Origin of the sequence: Amycolatopsis sp. M39 (assembly GCF_001651785.1) — a bacterium.
GTDB classification, from domain to species: domain Bacteria; phylum Actinomycetota; class Actinomycetes; order Mycobacteriales; family Pseudonocardiaceae; genus Amycolatopsis; species Amycolatopsis rubida.
Genome location: NZ_LWSF01000001.1, coordinates 427381 through 442961, shown reverse-complemented (window position 1 = coordinate 442961; position 15581 = coordinate 427381). Strand labels below are relative to the sequence as shown.

Genomic DNA, 15581 nt, shown 5'->3' with positions numbered 1-15581 from the left:
TCGGGGAGGAATCAGCGGTGCGCGCGACCGAGCTGTCCCTCAACACCCTCCTCGGCGCGCTCCGGGAAGCCGGGTTCGCCGAGCCGCATCCGGTGTTCTCGGGACGGCTCCGGTTCACGCCCGGCGACCAGCGGCTCGACGAAGCAGTCCGGGAGGAACTGGCCTGGCTGGGCCTGCTCGACCACGGACGGTTCGTCGACGAGTTCGAGGACATCCTCTATGCGCTGGGCCGCGCCGACACCGAGTACGTCGCCCACGTCGAGAATCAGGACATCCGCTACAGCGTGCTGGTCGCCGTCCGGGGGAGGACCGGCGTCAAGGCGTTGTGTTCCGGCGACCGGGTGCGGCTGAAGGTGCTCGACGGGACCCGTACCCCGGCCGGTGCGCTGGTCGCGAGCTTGCCGCGGTACCGGCCGGCCCAGCTGAGCGCGTTCTCCCTGTCCCAGGAGGACTTCCAGGCGGACCACTCCGACGACCGCGGCCCGGCCGCCCGCGCGGTCGACGCCCTGTTGCAGCAGAGCTGGTTCGGCGTCGGCGAGGTGACCGTCCTCGNCGAACCGGCTCGGCCGGGACGCACGGAAGCCGGACCGCTGAGCTACCTCGACCTCACCGACGGCCGCGTAGCGTTCGAGGTTTCCGGAGGCGAGGGGAACCGGTACATCACCGTGCTGCCCGGCGAGGACCGCCTGCTCACGGACAAGATCGCGGCCCTCCGCGACGGGCTGGACGGCTAGCTCCGGCCCGTCGCCGGAGGTCAGTCGCTCTTCTTGGCCGCCGCCGCGTCCGGTTCCTTCTCCGCGGCCGGCGCCGGTTCCGGCTCGGCCTCGGCGGCGGGCTCAGCCTCAGCCGCTTCCTTGTCGAAGCTCTGCGGCACCTTCTTCAGGTGCTTGCTCATCGACCGGACCAGGAAGACGACCGCGATCAGGAACAGGATCAGCACCAGCAGGCCGACCGGCGAGGACTTGCCGAAGTCCTCGCCCTGGCCGCCGTTGTCGCCGCTGTCCGGCTGCTGGGCCAGCACCAGCGCCGACGCGGTGAGCGGGACGACCGCGACGGCCGGCACACCGAAACTCATGGGCTCACCTTCTCCTTGATGCCTGCGAACAGATCGTCCTCCGGCAGCGTGCTGTCCACCAGGGAGCGGTTCAGCTCGTACTCCTCAGTGGGCCACACCTCGCGCTGGATCTCCAGCGGAACGGCGAACCAGCGGCTGGTCGGGTCGATCTGCGTGGCGTGCGCCTTCAGCGCCTCGTCGCGCACCTCGAAGTATTCCCCGCACTCGATCCGGGTCGTCACCCGCTCCATGATGTCGGCGCGGTTCGGGTCCCAGGACTTGAGCCACTCCTCGTACGGAGACTCCAGCCCGGCCTCCTTGAGCGCGGCGTCGAACGCCACCATCCTGGCCTTGGAGAACCCGTGCGTGTAGTACAGCTTGAGCGGCTGCCACGGCTCGCCCGCCCGCGGGAACCGCTCCGGGTCGCCCGCCGCGTCGAAGGCCGCCATCGACACCTCGTGCGTGCGGATGTGGTCCGGGTGCGGGTACCCGCCGTTCTCGTCGTAGGTCGTGATGACGTGCGGACGGAACTCGCGGATCACGCGCACCAGCGCCTCGGTGGACTCCTCCAGCGGGATCACCGCGAACGAGCCCTCCGGCACCGGCGGAAGCGGGTCGCCCTCGGGCAGCCCGGAGTCGATGAATCCCAGCCAGCGGTGGCTCACGCCGAGGATCTTCGCCGCGCGCGCCATCTCCTCGCGGCGGACCTCGGTCATGTTCGCCAGCACGTCCGGCCGGTCCATGGCCGGGTTGAGAATGCTGCCCGCCTCACCTCCGGTGCAGGTCACGACCATGACCTCGTGCCCGTCGGCGACGTATTTGGCCATCGTGGCGGCGCCCTTGCTCGACTCGTCGTCGGGATGGGCGTGCACCGCCATCAGGCGCAGTCGCTGCTTGCGGTCTTCTGTTGTCAGCTCGTCGGCTCCCACCATGGTCCGAACGGCCCTTTCCTGTCCTGTTATTCCGTGACATCTGGTTGCGCCGCGGTAAACCGCCCCGGCTCCGCGCCGCGGGAACGGGTCGCGGATACTCGACCAGGGTGGTGCCCCGGACCGGCCGCACTGCCTATTGTCCCCAGGGGTACGACAAGTGTGACCGGAGGCCCGGATTTGCAGAGCGGGGAGACCGTGACCGCCGAGGGTGGCGCCGTGCCGGCGCGGCCCGCGGACCGGTACGGCACCGCGGGCAAGGGCAAACCGTCGAAGCGCTGGCGGAGGTGGCTTTTCGTGGCCGTCGCGCTGGTCGTGAGCGGTGCGGTCGGCTTCGTCTACTACCTCAACCTCGGCCAGACCCCGATCGAGGCGGAGCGCATCGGCTTCGAGCAACGGCCGGGCGACGCGATGCAGGTCACGCTCAACGTCACTCGGGACGATGACAGCAAGCCCGGCGTGTGCGTCGTCCGGGTGCGCGACAAGTCCGGCGCGGAAAGCGGCCGCCGGGAGGTGCTGGTTCCCGCCGGGGCCGGCCACAGCAGGGTGAACACAGTGGTGAAGAGCATCGGGACCCCGGTGACCGCCGACGTGTTCGGCTGCTCGTATTCCATACCACGCTATCTGTCAAGCCCGTAGCGGCCAACGGAGTGAAATGCGCGGCGAGCGTCCGCGCGGCGTGAAATGGACCGGCGTCGACCTGTCCTGCCGTGATACGCTCGTACACCAGCACGGCCCCCGACGGGCCGTGTTTTTCCTTTATCTCAACCGCGTGCGTACGCGGTGGCCGGCTTGTACACCCAAGCCTGGCAGGCCCTACGAGGAGATGGTGACCGTGAGCGACACCAAGGTGACCTGGCTGACTCAGGATGCCTACGACAGGCTCAAGCACGAGCTCGACGAAATGATCGAGAATCGTCCGGTCATCGCCGCCCGCATCAACGACAGCCGTGAAGAGGGCGACCTCAAGGAGAACGGCGGCTACCACGCGGCCCGCGAAGAGCAGGGCCAGGCCGAAGCCCGGATCCGGCATCTGCAGGAGCTGCTGCGCAACGCGAAGGTCGGCGAGGCTCCGGACGACGACGGCACGGCAGGCCCCGGCAAGGTGCTCACCGTCAAGTACGACGGGGACGACGAGGAGGAGAAGTTCCTGCTCGCCACCCGTGAAGAGGGCGCGGAGGGCGCGCTCGACGTGTACTCCCCCGAGTCGCCGCTCGGCAAGGCGCTGCTCGGTGCCAAGGAAGGCGAGTCCCGCGAGTACGAGCTGCCCAACGGCAAGACCATGAAGGTCACCCTGGTCAAGGCGGTGCCCTACAGCGAGTCCTGACTCGTTTCCGCCGAACGCGCGCCCGCCCGGTTTTCCGTGGCCCGGCGCGCGTTCGGCGGTCTAGCGTGTCTTTCAGCAAAACCACTGGAGGACACCGATGAGCACCCAGCCGCTCTGCCTGACCTGCGGCATGCAGTACGCCGCCCCGCGCGCGGACTGCCCGATCTGCGAGGACGAGCGCCAATACGTGCCGCCGGGCGGGCAGAAGTGGACCGACCTGGCCACGCTCCGCTCAGCGGGCAACCTCAAGCCACGGGTCGAGGAGCAGGGTCCGGGCCTCGTCGGCGTCGGCTCGGACCCGAGGTTCGCGATCGGCCAGCGCGCGCTGCTGGTCCGCGCGGCGAGCGGCAACTTCCTCTGGGACTGCTCCGCCTACCTTGACGACGTGCTGATCGGCAAGATCACCGAACTCGGCGGCATCACCGGCATCGCGATCAGCCATCCGCACTACTACACGACGATGGCCGAGTGGGCGCACGCCTTCGACGTCCCGGTCTACCTGCACGAGAACGACCAGCAGTGGATCGGCCGTCCGGACCCGTCGATCCAGCTCTGGACCGGCACGACGCTCGACGTCTCGCCGGATCTCCAGCTGATCAACCTCGGCGTGCACTTCGCCGGTGGCACTGTCCTGCACTGGCCGGACGGCGAGGAAGGTCGCGGCGCACTGCTGACCGGCGACATCGTGCAGGTGGTCCCGGACCGCACGCACGTCGGTTTCATGTACAGCTACCCGAACCTCATCCCGGAGCGGCCGAGCGTCGTACGGCACGCCGCGGAACTGTTGGAGCCGTACGCGTTTGACGCCATCTACGGCGCTTGGTGGGACGCCATCGTGCGTACAGACGGCCATAACGTCGTACAGCGCTCCGCGAAGCGCTATCTCACGTACGTGTCCTAGCCGTTCGTTCGAGCAACGGCCGCACTCGCGGCGGCACTGGTGTCGACAACGCGATCGAAGTCGACGTACGCAAGACATCCGGCACGCCAACCACTTCGTCGATGACGCGTTGCAGATCATCGTTGTCGCGCGCGACAAGGCGTACGAAGAGGTCGCCTTGCCCGGTGGTGGCGTGCACTTCGCACACTTCGTCGATCGCAGCCAGTGCCTCCGCGACACCGGCGCGTTTGCCCTGCGCGATTTCCAGCACGGCGAAGGCGGTGAGGCTGTACCCCATCGCGGCCAGATCGAGTTCGGGCGGGAAGCCGCCGAGGATGCCGCGTTCGGTGAGCCGGTCGAGCCGGGCCTGCACGGTGCCGCGCGCGACGCCGAGCCGGCGCGCACATTCGAGCACGCCGAGGCGGGGCGAGTCGGTGAGCAACAGCAGCAGTCGCGCGTCGAGCGAGTCAAGCACCGGTTTTCTCCCTGCGCAGGTTGTCCAAGATGACCGAGCTTCTCCAGGATAAGCTGAACATATTGTCCATCCGAAACGGAAACCGTTGCGCAGCTTGCCGGGCGCAACTCATGCTCAGTGCATGACCTCCACGATGGATCCGCACGGCGCACTCGACGACGTCAGCTACGACCAGCTCCGCCAGCTCGTCGGACTGGTGGACCACGACGCCTCGACCGACCCGTTCCCGGTCAAGGCCCTCGACGCGGTGGTGTTCATCGCGGGCAACGCGACCCAGACCGCGTGGTTCTACCAGGTCGCGTTCGGCATGCAGCTGGTCGCGTACTCCGGCCCCGAAACCGGACAGCTCGACCACAAGGCCTTCGTGCTCAAGTCCGGTTCCGGGCGCTTCGTGATCACCGGCGGCGTGAAGCCGGACTCCCCGCTGCTCGACCACCACCGCCGCCACGGCGACGGCGTGATCGACCTCGCGCTGGAGACCACCGACGTCGACAAGTGCATCGAGCACGCCCGCAAGGAGGGCGCGACGATCCTCGAGGAGCCGCACGACGTCTCCGACGAGCACGGCACGATCCGCCGCGCGGCCATCGCGACCTACGGCGAGACCCGGCACACGCTCATCGACCGGTCCCGCTACAACGGCGTCTACCTGCCCGGCTACGAGCCGCGCGAGGGCACCGTCAAGCGGCCCGAGGGCGCGCCGAAGCGGCTGTTCCAGGCGGTCGACCACTGCGTCGGCAACGTCGAACTCGGCAAGATGGACTACTGGGTCGACTGGTACCACCGCGTCATGGGCTTCGTGAACATGGCGGAGTTCGTCGGCGACGACATCGCCACCGACTACTCGGCGCTGATGAGCAAGGTGGTGTCGAACGGCAACCACCGGGTCAAGTTCCCGCTCAACGAGCCCGCGATCGCGAAGAAGAAGTCGCAGATCGACGAGTACCTCGAGTTCTACGAGGGCGCGGGCTGCCAGCACATCGCGCTGGCCACCAACGACATCATCGCCACCATCACCGCGATGCGCGAGGCGGGCGTCGAGTTCCTCGACACCCCGGACTCGTACTACGACGACCCCGAGCTGCGCGCCCGGATCGGCAAGGTGCGCGTGCCGATCGAAACGCTGAAGGAGCACCGGATCCTGGTCGACCGCGACGAGGACGGCTACCTGCTGCAGGTCTTCACCAAGCCGATCGGCGACCGGCCCACCGTGTTCTACGAGCTCATCGAGCGGCACGGTTCGCTCGGCTTCGGCAAGGGCAACTTCAAGGCCCTGTTCGAGGCCATCGAGCGGGAGCAGGAGCGCCGCGGCAACCTCTGACCCGATCCCTCCCCTTTCCCCGGCCCGTCCGCGAACCTCGCGGGCGGGCCGGTTTATTTTACGGCGTGCAACCAGAAGTTCGCGTACAGTAGTCGACATCGAGTAGGAAACCGCGCCGCGCGGACAATTCGGAACCGCGCGGAACCGACGGGGTCGCGCGTCCGTCATTCTGGAGAAGCCACCGCGGAGAAAGGGGCCCGATGCCGGACAGTGTCGACGCCAGCGAGCAGATGATCGAGGGCTGGACCAAGCAGCTCCAGCAGACCGCTGCCCGCTACCAGGCGATGGCCGAGCGCATGCAGGGCCAAACGGTCACCGAGCGGTCGAAGGACGGTTCGGTCGAGGTCACCGTGGACGCCAAGGGACTGCTGAAGAACCTGGTGCTCGCGGACTCCGCGGCAGGCAAGAAGATGGCCGACGTCTCCGCCGAGGTGATGCGGCTCGTGCAGCGCGCACAGGCCCGGATTCCCGAGCTGTTGCAGCAGGCCGCGGCCGAGACCGTCGGCGGCGACGAGACCACGGAAACGCTGGTGGCCGACGCGCAGCGGACGTTTCCCGCGCCTCCTGCCGAGGAACCGGCCGAGTCCGCGTCCGACCGGGTGCGCCGGTTCCTGCCGGAGGACGCCGAAGAAACCGGAGCCCCCACAGCGCCGCCGGCGCGTCCGGCAGGCCCGCCCGCCCCGCCACCGCCTCAGCAGCAACGCCGCCGCCGGAGCTCGTCGGACGATGACGACGACTTCGGCGGATCGATCCTGCACTGATTCCAAGCCGTTCCAGGGGGAAGAAAAACCATGGCACCCAGGGGTTATGAGATCGGCGGCGATCTCGAGGCGCACGCCCGTCAGCTCGACGGGATCGCCGATGGGCTCAAGCAGGCTGTCGACGCCGCGAACCAGGTCAGCATGCCGACCGACGCGTACGGCATTCTCTGCCAGCCGTTCCGGATGATGCTCGACCCGGTCGAGAACTACGGGATCAACGCGCTGGAGAACACCGTCACCGCGATGGACGCGCAGGCGCAGAAGGTGCGCGACGCGGCGAAGGCGTACGACAGCTACGAAGGCGAAGCCGCCGATTCGATGAAGGCGAGCGACTGATGCCCGAAGGAAATCCGCTGGTCGCGGAGTCCAAAAAGGACGGCGACGGGCCGGGGCCGTTCACCGAGGGCAACGGCGATTACGGGTACGCCACCGGCATCAACATCGCCGAGTCGGCGACCGACGCGTTCAAGGGGATCGCGGACGGCGACTGGGTTTCCGGCGGCCTCGGCGTCGCGAGCCTCGCCGGCGAGATCGCGGGCGCGGCGATCGACCCGTTCGGCTACCTGATGTCGTCGGTGGCGTCGTTCCTGATGGAGCACGTGCAGCCGCTGAAGGACATGCTGGACTCGGTCGCGGGCAACCCGCCGGTGATCCAGTCCTATGCCGACACCTGGGGCAATGTCGCGAAAGCGTTGCAGGAACGGCAGAAAGACCTGGAAACCGCGGTCAAGACCGGCACCGCGGAGTGGAAGGGCGACGGCGCCGACGCCTACCGGAAGTCCGCGGCGGAGGCGGCCGAGGCGATCGGCGGCGCGGCGACGGTCGCGAGCGCGATCGGCACCGTCACGATGATCATGGGCCAGGTCGTCGCGTTCGTGCGCGGTCTGGTGCGGCAGCTCATCGCGGACCTGGTGGGCAAGCTGATCTCCTGGGTCATGGAGGAGGTGTTCTCGCTCGGATTCGGGACGCCGCTGGTGGTCGCGCAGGCCGTCACGGCGATCTCCAAGTGGGGCGAGAAGATCAGCGAGCTGCTGACGAAGCTGTGCGAGACGATGCGCCGGGTCTCGCCGCTGCTCGGCAAGCTCGCCGAGGTTTTCACGAAGATCATCAAGGTGCTGGGCAAGCTGGCCGGCAAGGTCACCGGCCTCGACGTGATCAGCACGAAGAACATCAAGGCGGGCGGCTTCTTCCACCACGGCGGCTCCGGCGGCGGCGCGGGCGGAGCCGGCGGCGGTCACCACGGCGGATCCGGCGACGGAGACGCGGATCCCGGCTCGCCGTCCGGTTCGCGTCGCTCCAACGGGTCGGACAGTGCTGACGGAGACGGGCCGAACGGCAGTCACAACAGTTCGGACGGTTCCGACACACCCGGCGACCACTCGGGCGATTCCAGCAGCCACAACGGATCCGACAGTCCGAGCAGCGACAGCCCGTCGTCCGGCGGCTCGCATTCCTCGTCGCCGGACGGCACCGGACCGTCCACAATCGACACTTCGACGTCGTCGTCTCGGCGCGGTTCCGAAAGCCCCGGCGGGAGCCACACCGACTCCAGCCCGTCGACGTTCGCCGGTGATCCGAGCCCGACGTCCCGTGGCGGAAGCAGTTCCTCGGACAGTTCTTACTCCCCGCAAAGCTCTTCGCACAGCGATGGCCCGTCCTCGGTCAGCGCGCCGCCCAGTTCTCCGCACTCCAGCGGGGCCCCGCACTCGTCGTCGGGCGGCGGGACGCATTCCGGTGGCAACGAGCCGAGCCCGCATCATTCGAGCAGCAACGATTCGACGTCCGCGAGCGGGTACGCCCCGCCTCGTGCGGACGCTCCCTCGCCGCAATCCGCTCCCCCGCAGCACATCCGCTCGAACGACGGCGGTTCGGCACCGAACCAGGGTCCGGCGGGCGGCGGAATGCCTCATCAGGGTGGCGGCAGTCCGAGCGGCACCCCGGCTGGCGGCGGCGGCCCGGCACCTCGGCCCAGCGGCAGCGGCTGGACCGGGACGCCGGGATCGCGGGCTCCCGACGTGGCACCAAACCGGGTTCCGGACAGCGGTCCTTCCGGTCGGCGACCAAGCGGCGGCCCGAGCCCGGCGGACAGTGGCGGGCCGAGTCGCGCTCCAGATCGTCCCGGGCCTGGGCCGCAGCGGCCCAGCGACGGCGGTCCCTCGGCCCCACCGCAGCGCACTGGCGACGGCGGTTCCTCGGCCCCGCCGCCGCGCACTGGCGACGGTGGGCCCGGTTCGCAGCGGCCCTCGGACGGCGGCTCGACCCCGCCGCGCACTGGCGACAGCGGGCCCGGTTCGCAGCGGCCCTCAGACGGCGGCTCGACCCCGCCGCGCACTGGCGACGGCGGGCCCGGTCGGCCTTCGGACGGCGGTTCGACGCAGCCGCGCACTGGCGATTCCACCGGTGGCGGCGGGTCTTCGCCGCAGCGTCCGGCGGATTCATCGAGCAGCGGTCCGCAGCGTCCCGGCGACGGCGGCGACGTCGGACAGCCCAAACGGCCTGGTACGGAACCGGGTCTCGGCCGTTCGGAGCCCGCGCCGGCGTCCGGTGGCGGATCGCCTGCCTCGGCGAACCGCGGGTCCGGCGACGGTTCCGCACCCCCGGCCGCGGCAGCTGTCGCGAGCGGTCCCGGTGGCGCCCAGCGCGGTCCGGAGGCAGGCGGCGTGCGGCGTCCCGACGGCTCCCCCGAACCCGTCGCACGCGGCGGCGCTCGTACTGACGCGCCGCCCGCCAAACCCGGCGAAGCCAGCAGTCCACAACGGACCGGGAAAGAATCCCCGGCGCAGAACGGCAAACCGAACGCCGACGAGCCGGGGAAGCCGAAGGACGGCGGCAAGCCCGAGCACACCGCCCCGGACCAGAAGCCCGGGCAGCACGACGACGCGAACGGCAAGCCGGGCAACGACAAGCCCGGCCACAAACCGGATCGCGACTTGCCCGAGCGCAAGCCGGACCACGCCGGCCCGGAGCCCAAACCGGAACACCAGGACCCGAAGCATCACGATCCGGACGGGCCGAACCACCACGACAACCCCGACCACGACGGCACTCCGCCGCACCACGACCAGCCGCTGTCGCCGGACCAGGTCAACCACCGGCACGCCGAGGACACCCCGGCGGGCAGCTCGTACCACCGCGGCGACCCGGAGCTCGGCGACCTGCCGCACCGCGTCCAGCCGGACCCGGACGGGCGCTACACGGTGGACGTGCACGTCACGGCGGACGGTCACGCCCGCATCGGCGACCGGCTCTACACGCCGGAAGAGTTCGCGGACATCCTGCGGCGCAACGGAAACTACGACGGCAGGCCGATCCGGCTGATCGGCTGCGACGCGGGGTCGAACGATTTCGCGCACCGGCTGTCACGCGACCTCGACACCGAGGTGATGGCCCCGAGCAAGCCGGCGTGGACCGATTCCCACGGCCGCGTCTTCTCCTCCGACTACGAAATCGGCCCGGACGGACGGATGCGGCCGCGGATCCCGCCGGACGGCGAATGGTCGGTGCACCGCCCGGACGGCACGTCACACCACGTCGGCGACGACGGTTTCGCCCCGGACGGCAAGCACCACGACCCGGACGACATCGACGCCGACAGCGCAGTCGATCGCGGACAGCCGCCGTTCAACCAGGAACAGCGGGACCAGGACGTACGTGATCTCCGGCAGGAGAACCGCGACCGCCGTGCTGAGGGTCTCGACCACGTGCGAGACCTGAACGGCAACCGCAACCCGCTCACCGACGACGTGCGCCGCCCGCACGAACGAGCCCTCACCACGGCGAGGTACCGCGACGCGAACGGCGACGCTGTCGATCTCTACAGCTTCAGCGGGAAGTCCCACGACTGGGCGCCGGCGAAGGACGGTCCCGAGTGGCCCAAGTCCGAGCGGCTGTTCGGCACCAAGGACGCCGGTCCGTACCGGCCCGAACTCGGCATGCCGGATCCCGACGGCAAGTTCGGCCGCACCCACGACTCGGAACCGAAGCTGCTCGAAGAAATGGTGCGGCACAATTTCGCCGCCCGTTCCGGACTCGACCGCAGCGAGATCGACGACATCGTCAAGAAGCAAATCGAGAAATCCCGGCGCGAGGAAGCGGCATACCTCAAGAGCAACCACGAAAACATGTACCGCGAAGGACTTCGCGGCGACACGGCGCGGGCCCGGGACCGAATGGACGGTGCCCTCGAAGAAATCAACCGGCGCGGTGCGGAACGCGCGCACCAGAACGGGCAGACCTATACGCCGGTCACGCGCGAAGACATGAGCGGCGACCTGCGGATGGTCGTGGACCTGCCCTCGACCAAGCGGGACATGATTCCGAACGAGTACCAGATCTGCGACTCCTGTACCGATGTTATCCTTCAGTACAAGCAGCTTTTCCCGAATGTCCGGGTCGAGGTCGTCAACCTCGCCGGTGAAAGGTTGATGTGATGACGGCGTCTCCGGGCGACGGCGCGGAACTGGTTCGCGCGATCTTCGCCGGTGCGGTCGAAGCCGGTTTGCGCGCGGAATCGGTGCGCGGAGCATCCGATGCCGAGATCGACGCGATGGCGGAAGACCAGCGCGCCCGGGCGGTGCCCGCCGCGGCCAGGGAAGTGCTGCGCCTCATCGGCACGACGCACGGACTGTGGCTGCCGGGCAGTTCGCTCGGCGTGGACGCGGTGCGCGGCGAGGCCAAGAACCACGCCGCCGCCACCGCGAACGCGCAGAACGCCGAACTGTCCGATGTGGACGGCGCACTGGTACTGGCCGCGCACGGCGGGTACACCTACCACGTGGTCGACGGAGCCGACGCCGATCAGGACGACCCGCAGGTCTGGCTGCTCACCGAAGACGAGCCCGCGCGCGTCGCCTGGCCTTCGGTCAGCGCGTGGTTCAAGGCCATCACGCCGGACGTCGAGCGTTACCGGGAGCGGCTGGAGATCATGCGCGAGACCGGGTCCGATTTCCTGCCGCCGTGGGCGCAGGACCTCGTCGTCGGCGGATGACCGTGCCGCTCGCAGACCAGCAGGACGGGATTGCCGTTGCCCGGCATTCCGTCAGCATCGACGTCGCGTGGAAGCAGATCGAGAAGTTGTCGCCGCAGGCGGCCTTCTACTTCGACTACCTCACGCAGGACACCAGCGCGCTGGCGAACGTCCTGCGCCGGGAGCTGATGCTCGCGCAGTACCGCAGCGTCGTCGACCCGGACGCCGAGGACCCGGACACCTGGGGCGACCTCGGTCTCGCCGCGCAGGCCGCGGCGGCCGCCTTCACCGCGGCGTGCGCGCCGGAGGGGCAGGAGGTCGACGCGGTGGTCGGCCGCCCGCGGCGTTTCGCGGCCACCGGCCCCACGCCGCGGACCGACCCGGCGGCCTGGCTCACCGCCGTCTGGCTCGCCGTGATCCAGCGCGACGATGTGCTGATCCAGCAGCTGGCCGCGGTGCCGCTCGACGTGCTGCGCGCGTCGGGCATCGAGCACGACGCCTACCTGTACCCGTGGGTCGAGACGCTGCGAACGTTCCTCGCGCACCGCGAGGTCACCCCGGAAATGTTCCTGCCCGCGATGGACGGCACCGATCCCGGCACCGCGCAGTTCACTCCTCCGGCGGCGATGCTGCAGCTCGTGTACCCGCCGATCCGGATGTTCTTCTACGTGCTGCGCCGGGACTCGGAGAAGTTCGCCGAGGCGTTCGTCTCCGCGGTGGAGCGGCACCGCGAGTACTGGACCGCCGAGGATCGCGCCACCGACCCGGACGGGTTCCTCGCGCTGGCCCCGCTGGCGGTGGCGGTGCTCGCCCGTTCGGTCGGGATGACGTTCGATGTGCAGTCCGGTTACACGCCGGCCAACCTGCTCGCGGGCATTCTCCCGCCGCGGCAGGCGTTGATCGGCATGAAGCGTTCGCCCGGTGAGGAGCCGTTGAACTCATGACCCGGCCACCGGTGCCGCTCACCGCAGCCCAGCAGCACGAGCTCGTCCAGCAGATCGGCCAGGCGGGCGCGGCCGCGCTGCCCGCGGGCTGGCAGCAGCTGCAGGTCGTCTGCCGCGCCGCGGGACGACACGTCGAAGTCGACGTCGCCGTGCTCGCCCCGGACAACCGGACCTACCCGGTCCAGCCGCATCCGGAGCTGCCGCGCCTGTTCGGCGTGCTGCGCACCGGGATGTACCAGCCGGGCCGCGGCACCTGGCTGACCGCGACCTTGGTGTTCTCCCCGCAACGGCCGCCGTTCGCGGACTATCAGCCGGACGTCGAACCGCGGTGGCGGCAGCCGCCGCCACCGATCGGTTTCCAGGACGAGCTGCGGTTCTTCCCGCGCGAGGACCGGTTCGTGCCGCCGTGGCTGCGGCAGCGGGCCGGTGCGGCGACGCCGGGAGCCGCTCCGGGGCAGCCGGTCCCGCCGCCCGTCCCCAGCGCGAGCCCGGCAGTGCCTCCGCCGTTGCCAGGCACCGAGAATCCACCTGCTGCTCCTCCAGAGCAGGCCGCTGAGCACTCGGTTCCCGCGCTCCCGGTGGACGAGACCAGCTCGCCTCCGCCCGCCACTGCGCCGCCGATGCCCGGCCTGGAGCAGGCCGCGTCGGTATCGGCTGGCGACGAGGCGCAGTCCGGGCCAAGCGAGATCGCGGCGACCGCTCCCGAGACCTCCGAACCGGAAGGCGGAGCACCGGCCGAGCAAGAAAAGGTTCCCGCGGAAGCCCCACCGACCGGGCCGGAAGCCGTTGCGTCCGAAGAGGATTCAGCGAGCCCGGCAGTCGAGCTGCGTACTCCGCGGGTCTACGACGGGTTCGACGAGGCGGGGAATCCGGTCGTCGAGCGGGAAGCGTTGTCGGCCGAGGAGCGCGAGCGAGTCCTCGGCTATCTCGACAGCGCGCCGGTCATCCTGGCGTCCCGCAGCAAGGACACCGACGTCTTCGACCCGTCGCGCACGGACGCTGTTCCGCTGAACTTCCGCACCGACGGCAGCTGGGTGTGGCCCGGCGCGGTCGCCTATTACCTGCGCGAGCACGGGATTTCGCCGGACCCGGAGCTGGTCGGGCACATCCGGGCGGCCGGATTCGCCGTGCCGGAGGTGGACGAAGCGACCCAGGAACGGATGCTCGCGGCGTTGACCAGCATGCCCGCCGAGGAAAGCCGTCCCAGCCAAGCGGAACCGCCGAAGGATCCAGAGCAGCTGGTAAGCGAGATCTCGACGGCCCTCATCGCCGCGGCTCCGCAGGGATGGCAGCAGATCGTCTTCNTCTTCGACTTCATGACGCTGGGCAGGCACGCGAACCTGGCCTGCGGCGCGCGGATGGCGGACGGGAGCACGCACCAGGTTCCCGTCGCGCGAGAACTGTCGAGGCCGTTGGCGGAACTGCGGCGCGCCAAGTACGTCCAAGGACGGGGCACCTGGTACGCGCTCTCGCTGGTCATCGAACCGCCGTCGACCTACCAGGCCCGCTTCAACGAGGACGACGAACCGGCCTTCCACACGCCGCCCCGGCCCGAGGATTACGCGCTGGACCAGGAACTTTACCCACGCGAAGAGGACTATCTCCCGCTGTGGTTCAGCGCCCGGCTGCCGGAAAGTCCACAGTAGACTCTTCAGCTGACGATGGTGAACCCGGCGTCGGCGAGCGCGGCCTCGACGTCCTTGCAGTGTTCCGGGCCGCGGGTTTCCAGGGCGAGGGCGACGTCGACCTCGCCGAGGGCGAGGCTGCCGGAGATGCGGGAGTGCTCCACGTCGAGGACGTTCGCACCCAGGTCCTTCACGCACGACAGCACCGAAACCAGCGAGCCCGGCCGGTCCGGCACACGCAGGTGCAGCTTCAGGTAGCGCCCGCCCGCGGTCATGCCGTGCTGGATAATCTGCTGCAGCAGCACGGGATCCACGTTGCCGCCGGACAGGATCGCCACCACCGGCGGCTCGAAAGCGCCGGGGTGCTGCAAAAGCGCGGCCAGGGAAGCGGCACCGGCCGGTTCCACGACCAGCTTCCGCCGCTCCAGGCACAGCAGTACCGCGCGGGACAAGGATTCCTCGGTGACCGTGACGACGTCGTCGACCAAGGACTCGACGTGCGCGTAGCTGACCTTGCCCGGCTCGCCGACCGCGATCCCGTCCGCCATCGTGTGCACCTCGCGAAGCCGGACCGGCGCGCCCGCCGTCAGCGAGGACGGATACGCGGCGGCGTCTTCGGCCTGTACGCCGACCACCCGGATCTCCGGGTGCAGCGCCTTCACCGCCGCCGCGACCCCGCCGACCAGCCCGCCGCCGCCCGTCGGGACGAGGATCGTTTTCGCGCCCGGCACCTGCTCGAGAATCTCCAGCCCGACAGTGCCCTGGCCGGCAATGACGTCGGCGTGGTCGAACGGATGGATGAAGACCGCGCCGGTGCGTTCCGAGAACGCGATGGCCTCGGCAAGAGTTTCGTCGACAACCGCGCCGTGGAGGTGGACCTCGGCACCGTAACCGCGGGTCGCGGCGAGCTTCGGCAGCGGAGCGCGCAGCGGCATGAAGACAGTCGAGGAAATGCCGAGCAGCGACGAGGCCAGCGCGACCCCCTGCGCGTGGTTGCCGGCACTGGCCGCGACGACGCCGCGCGCGCGTTCCTCGGCGGTCAGGCCGTGAATGCGGGTGTAGGCGCCGCGGATCTTGAAGGAACCGGTGCGCTGGAGGTTCTCGCACTTGAGATACACCGGGCCGCCGTGCAGCCGGCGCAGGTCGCGGGCATGCTCCATCGGCGTGACGCGGGTGATGCCCTCGAGAAGCTTGCGCGCTTCCTGGATGCGCTCGACGCTGACCAGTTCCATGGCGCCGATGATGCCACCGACGGACGGCCGGGGTGCGCCGCCCGCCGGACCGGTACCCTGGTTACGG

At 69.7% G+C, this 15581-nt stretch carries 14 protein-coding genes; 10 read left to right on the top strand and 4 right to left on the bottom strand.

Translation table 11 applies throughout. From position 1 onward, the window contains the following. Positions 1–17: 17 nt before the first annotated feature. Complete coding sequence (locus tag A4R44_RS02160) at positions 18–734, top strand: ESX secretion-associated protein EspG (protein ID WP_067575867.1); 717 nt, start codon at positions 18–20, stop codon at positions 732–734. A 20-nt stretch (positions 735–754) separates the two neighbouring features. On the opposite strand, the gene A4R44_RS02155 is transcribed toward A4R44_RS02160, so the two are convergent. Further along, on the bottom strand, positions 755–1075 hold the full coding sequence (locus tag A4R44_RS02155; RefSeq protein ID WP_067575865.1) for a hypothetical protein: 321 nt from the start codon (positions 1073–1075) through the stop codon (positions 755–757). Next, a complete protein-coding gene (mca, locus tag A4R44_RS02150) occupies positions 1072–1986 on the bottom strand; it encodes a mycothiol conjugate amidase Mca (protein ID WP_067575863.1) in 915 nt (304 codons plus the stop codon). The genes A4R44_RS02155 and mca overlap by 4 nt, the downstream gene beginning before the upstream one ends. A gap of 216 nt (positions 1987–2202) precedes the next feature. Between mca and A4R44_RS02145 the strand changes: the two genes are divergently transcribed. The 3 genes from A4R44_RS02145 to A4R44_RS02135 all read left to right on the top strand — a co-directional run bounded on the left by A4R44_RS02145 (position 2203) and on the right by A4R44_RS02135 (position 4211). After that, on the top strand, positions 2203–2622 hold the full coding sequence (locus A4R44_RS02145; protein WP_232791464.1) for a DUF4307 domain-containing protein: 420 nt from the start codon (positions 2203–2205) through the stop codon (positions 2620–2622). Between the two features lie 187 nt (positions 2623–2809). Then, positions 2810–3310, top strand: a complete 501-nt coding sequence (greA, locus tag A4R44_RS02140; protein WP_037816721.1) for a transcription elongation factor GreA — start codon at positions 2810–2812, stop codon at positions 3308–3310. A 97-nt stretch (positions 3311–3407) separates the two neighbouring features. Further along, positions 3408–4211, top strand: coding sequence for an MBL fold metallo-hydrolase (locus A4R44_RS02135; protein WP_067575861.1), 804 nt, complete (start codon positions 3408–3410; stop codon positions 4209–4211). On the opposite strand, the gene A4R44_RS02130 is transcribed toward A4R44_RS02135, so the two are convergent. Continuing rightward, the gene (locus tag A4R44_RS02130) at positions 4195–4665 is read right to left on the bottom strand and encodes an Lrp/AsnC family transcriptional regulator (protein WP_009083170.1); all 471 of its coding nucleotides are present in this window, start codon (positions 4663–4665) and stop codon (positions 4195–4197) included. The two genes, A4R44_RS02135 and A4R44_RS02130, sit on opposite strands and share 17 nt — an antisense overlap. Before the next feature lie 121 nt (positions 4666–4786). Between A4R44_RS02130 and hppD the strand changes: the two genes are divergently transcribed. From hppD to A4R44_RS02100, 6 genes are all read left to right on the top strand, one after another. Beyond that, positions 4787–5986: a 4-hydroxyphenylpyruvate dioxygenase gene (gene hppD, locus A4R44_RS02125; protein ID WP_037816724.1), complete on the top strand. Its 1200-nt coding sequence runs from the start codon at positions 4787–4789 to the stop codon at positions 5984–5986. 200 nt (positions 5987–6186) lie between these two features. Beyond that, positions 6187–6747, top strand: coding sequence for a YbaB/EbfC family nucleoid-associated protein (locus tag A4R44_RS02120; RefSeq protein WP_067575859.1), 561 nt, complete (start codon positions 6187–6189; stop codon positions 6745–6747). Between the two features lie 30 nt (positions 6748–6777). Further along, on the top strand, positions 6778–7083 hold the full coding sequence (locus A4R44_RS02115) for a type VII secretion target (RefSeq protein WP_067575856.1): 306 nt from the start codon (positions 6778–6780) through the stop codon (positions 7081–7083). Then, a complete protein-coding gene (locus A4R44_RS02110; RefSeq protein WP_067575854.1) occupies positions 7083–11177 on the top strand; it encodes a hypothetical protein in 4095 nt (1364 codons plus the stop codon). Before A4R44_RS02115 ends, A4R44_RS02110 begins: the two co-directional genes overlap by 1 nt. Next, complete coding sequence (locus tag A4R44_RS02105; protein WP_067575852.1) at positions 11177–11734, top strand: hypothetical protein; 558 nt, start codon at positions 11177–11179, stop codon at positions 11732–11734. Before A4R44_RS02110 ends, A4R44_RS02105 begins: the two co-directional genes overlap by 1 nt. Next, positions 11731–12657, top strand: a complete 927-nt coding sequence (locus A4R44_RS02100) for an immunity 49 family protein (protein WP_067575850.1) — start codon at positions 11731–11733, stop codon at positions 12655–12657. The genes A4R44_RS02105 and A4R44_RS02100 overlap by 4 nt, the downstream gene beginning before the upstream one ends. 1651 nt (positions 12658–14308) lie before the next feature. On the opposite strand, the gene ilvA is transcribed toward A4R44_RS02100, so the two are convergent. Continuing rightward, positions 14309–15514 (bottom strand): threonine ammonia-lyase, encoded by a 1206-nt coding sequence (gene ilvA / locus A4R44_RS02090; protein ID WP_067575846.1) that lies wholly within the window; start codon positions 15512–15514, stop codon positions 14309–14311. Between the last annotated feature and the right edge of the window lie 67 nt (positions 15515–15581).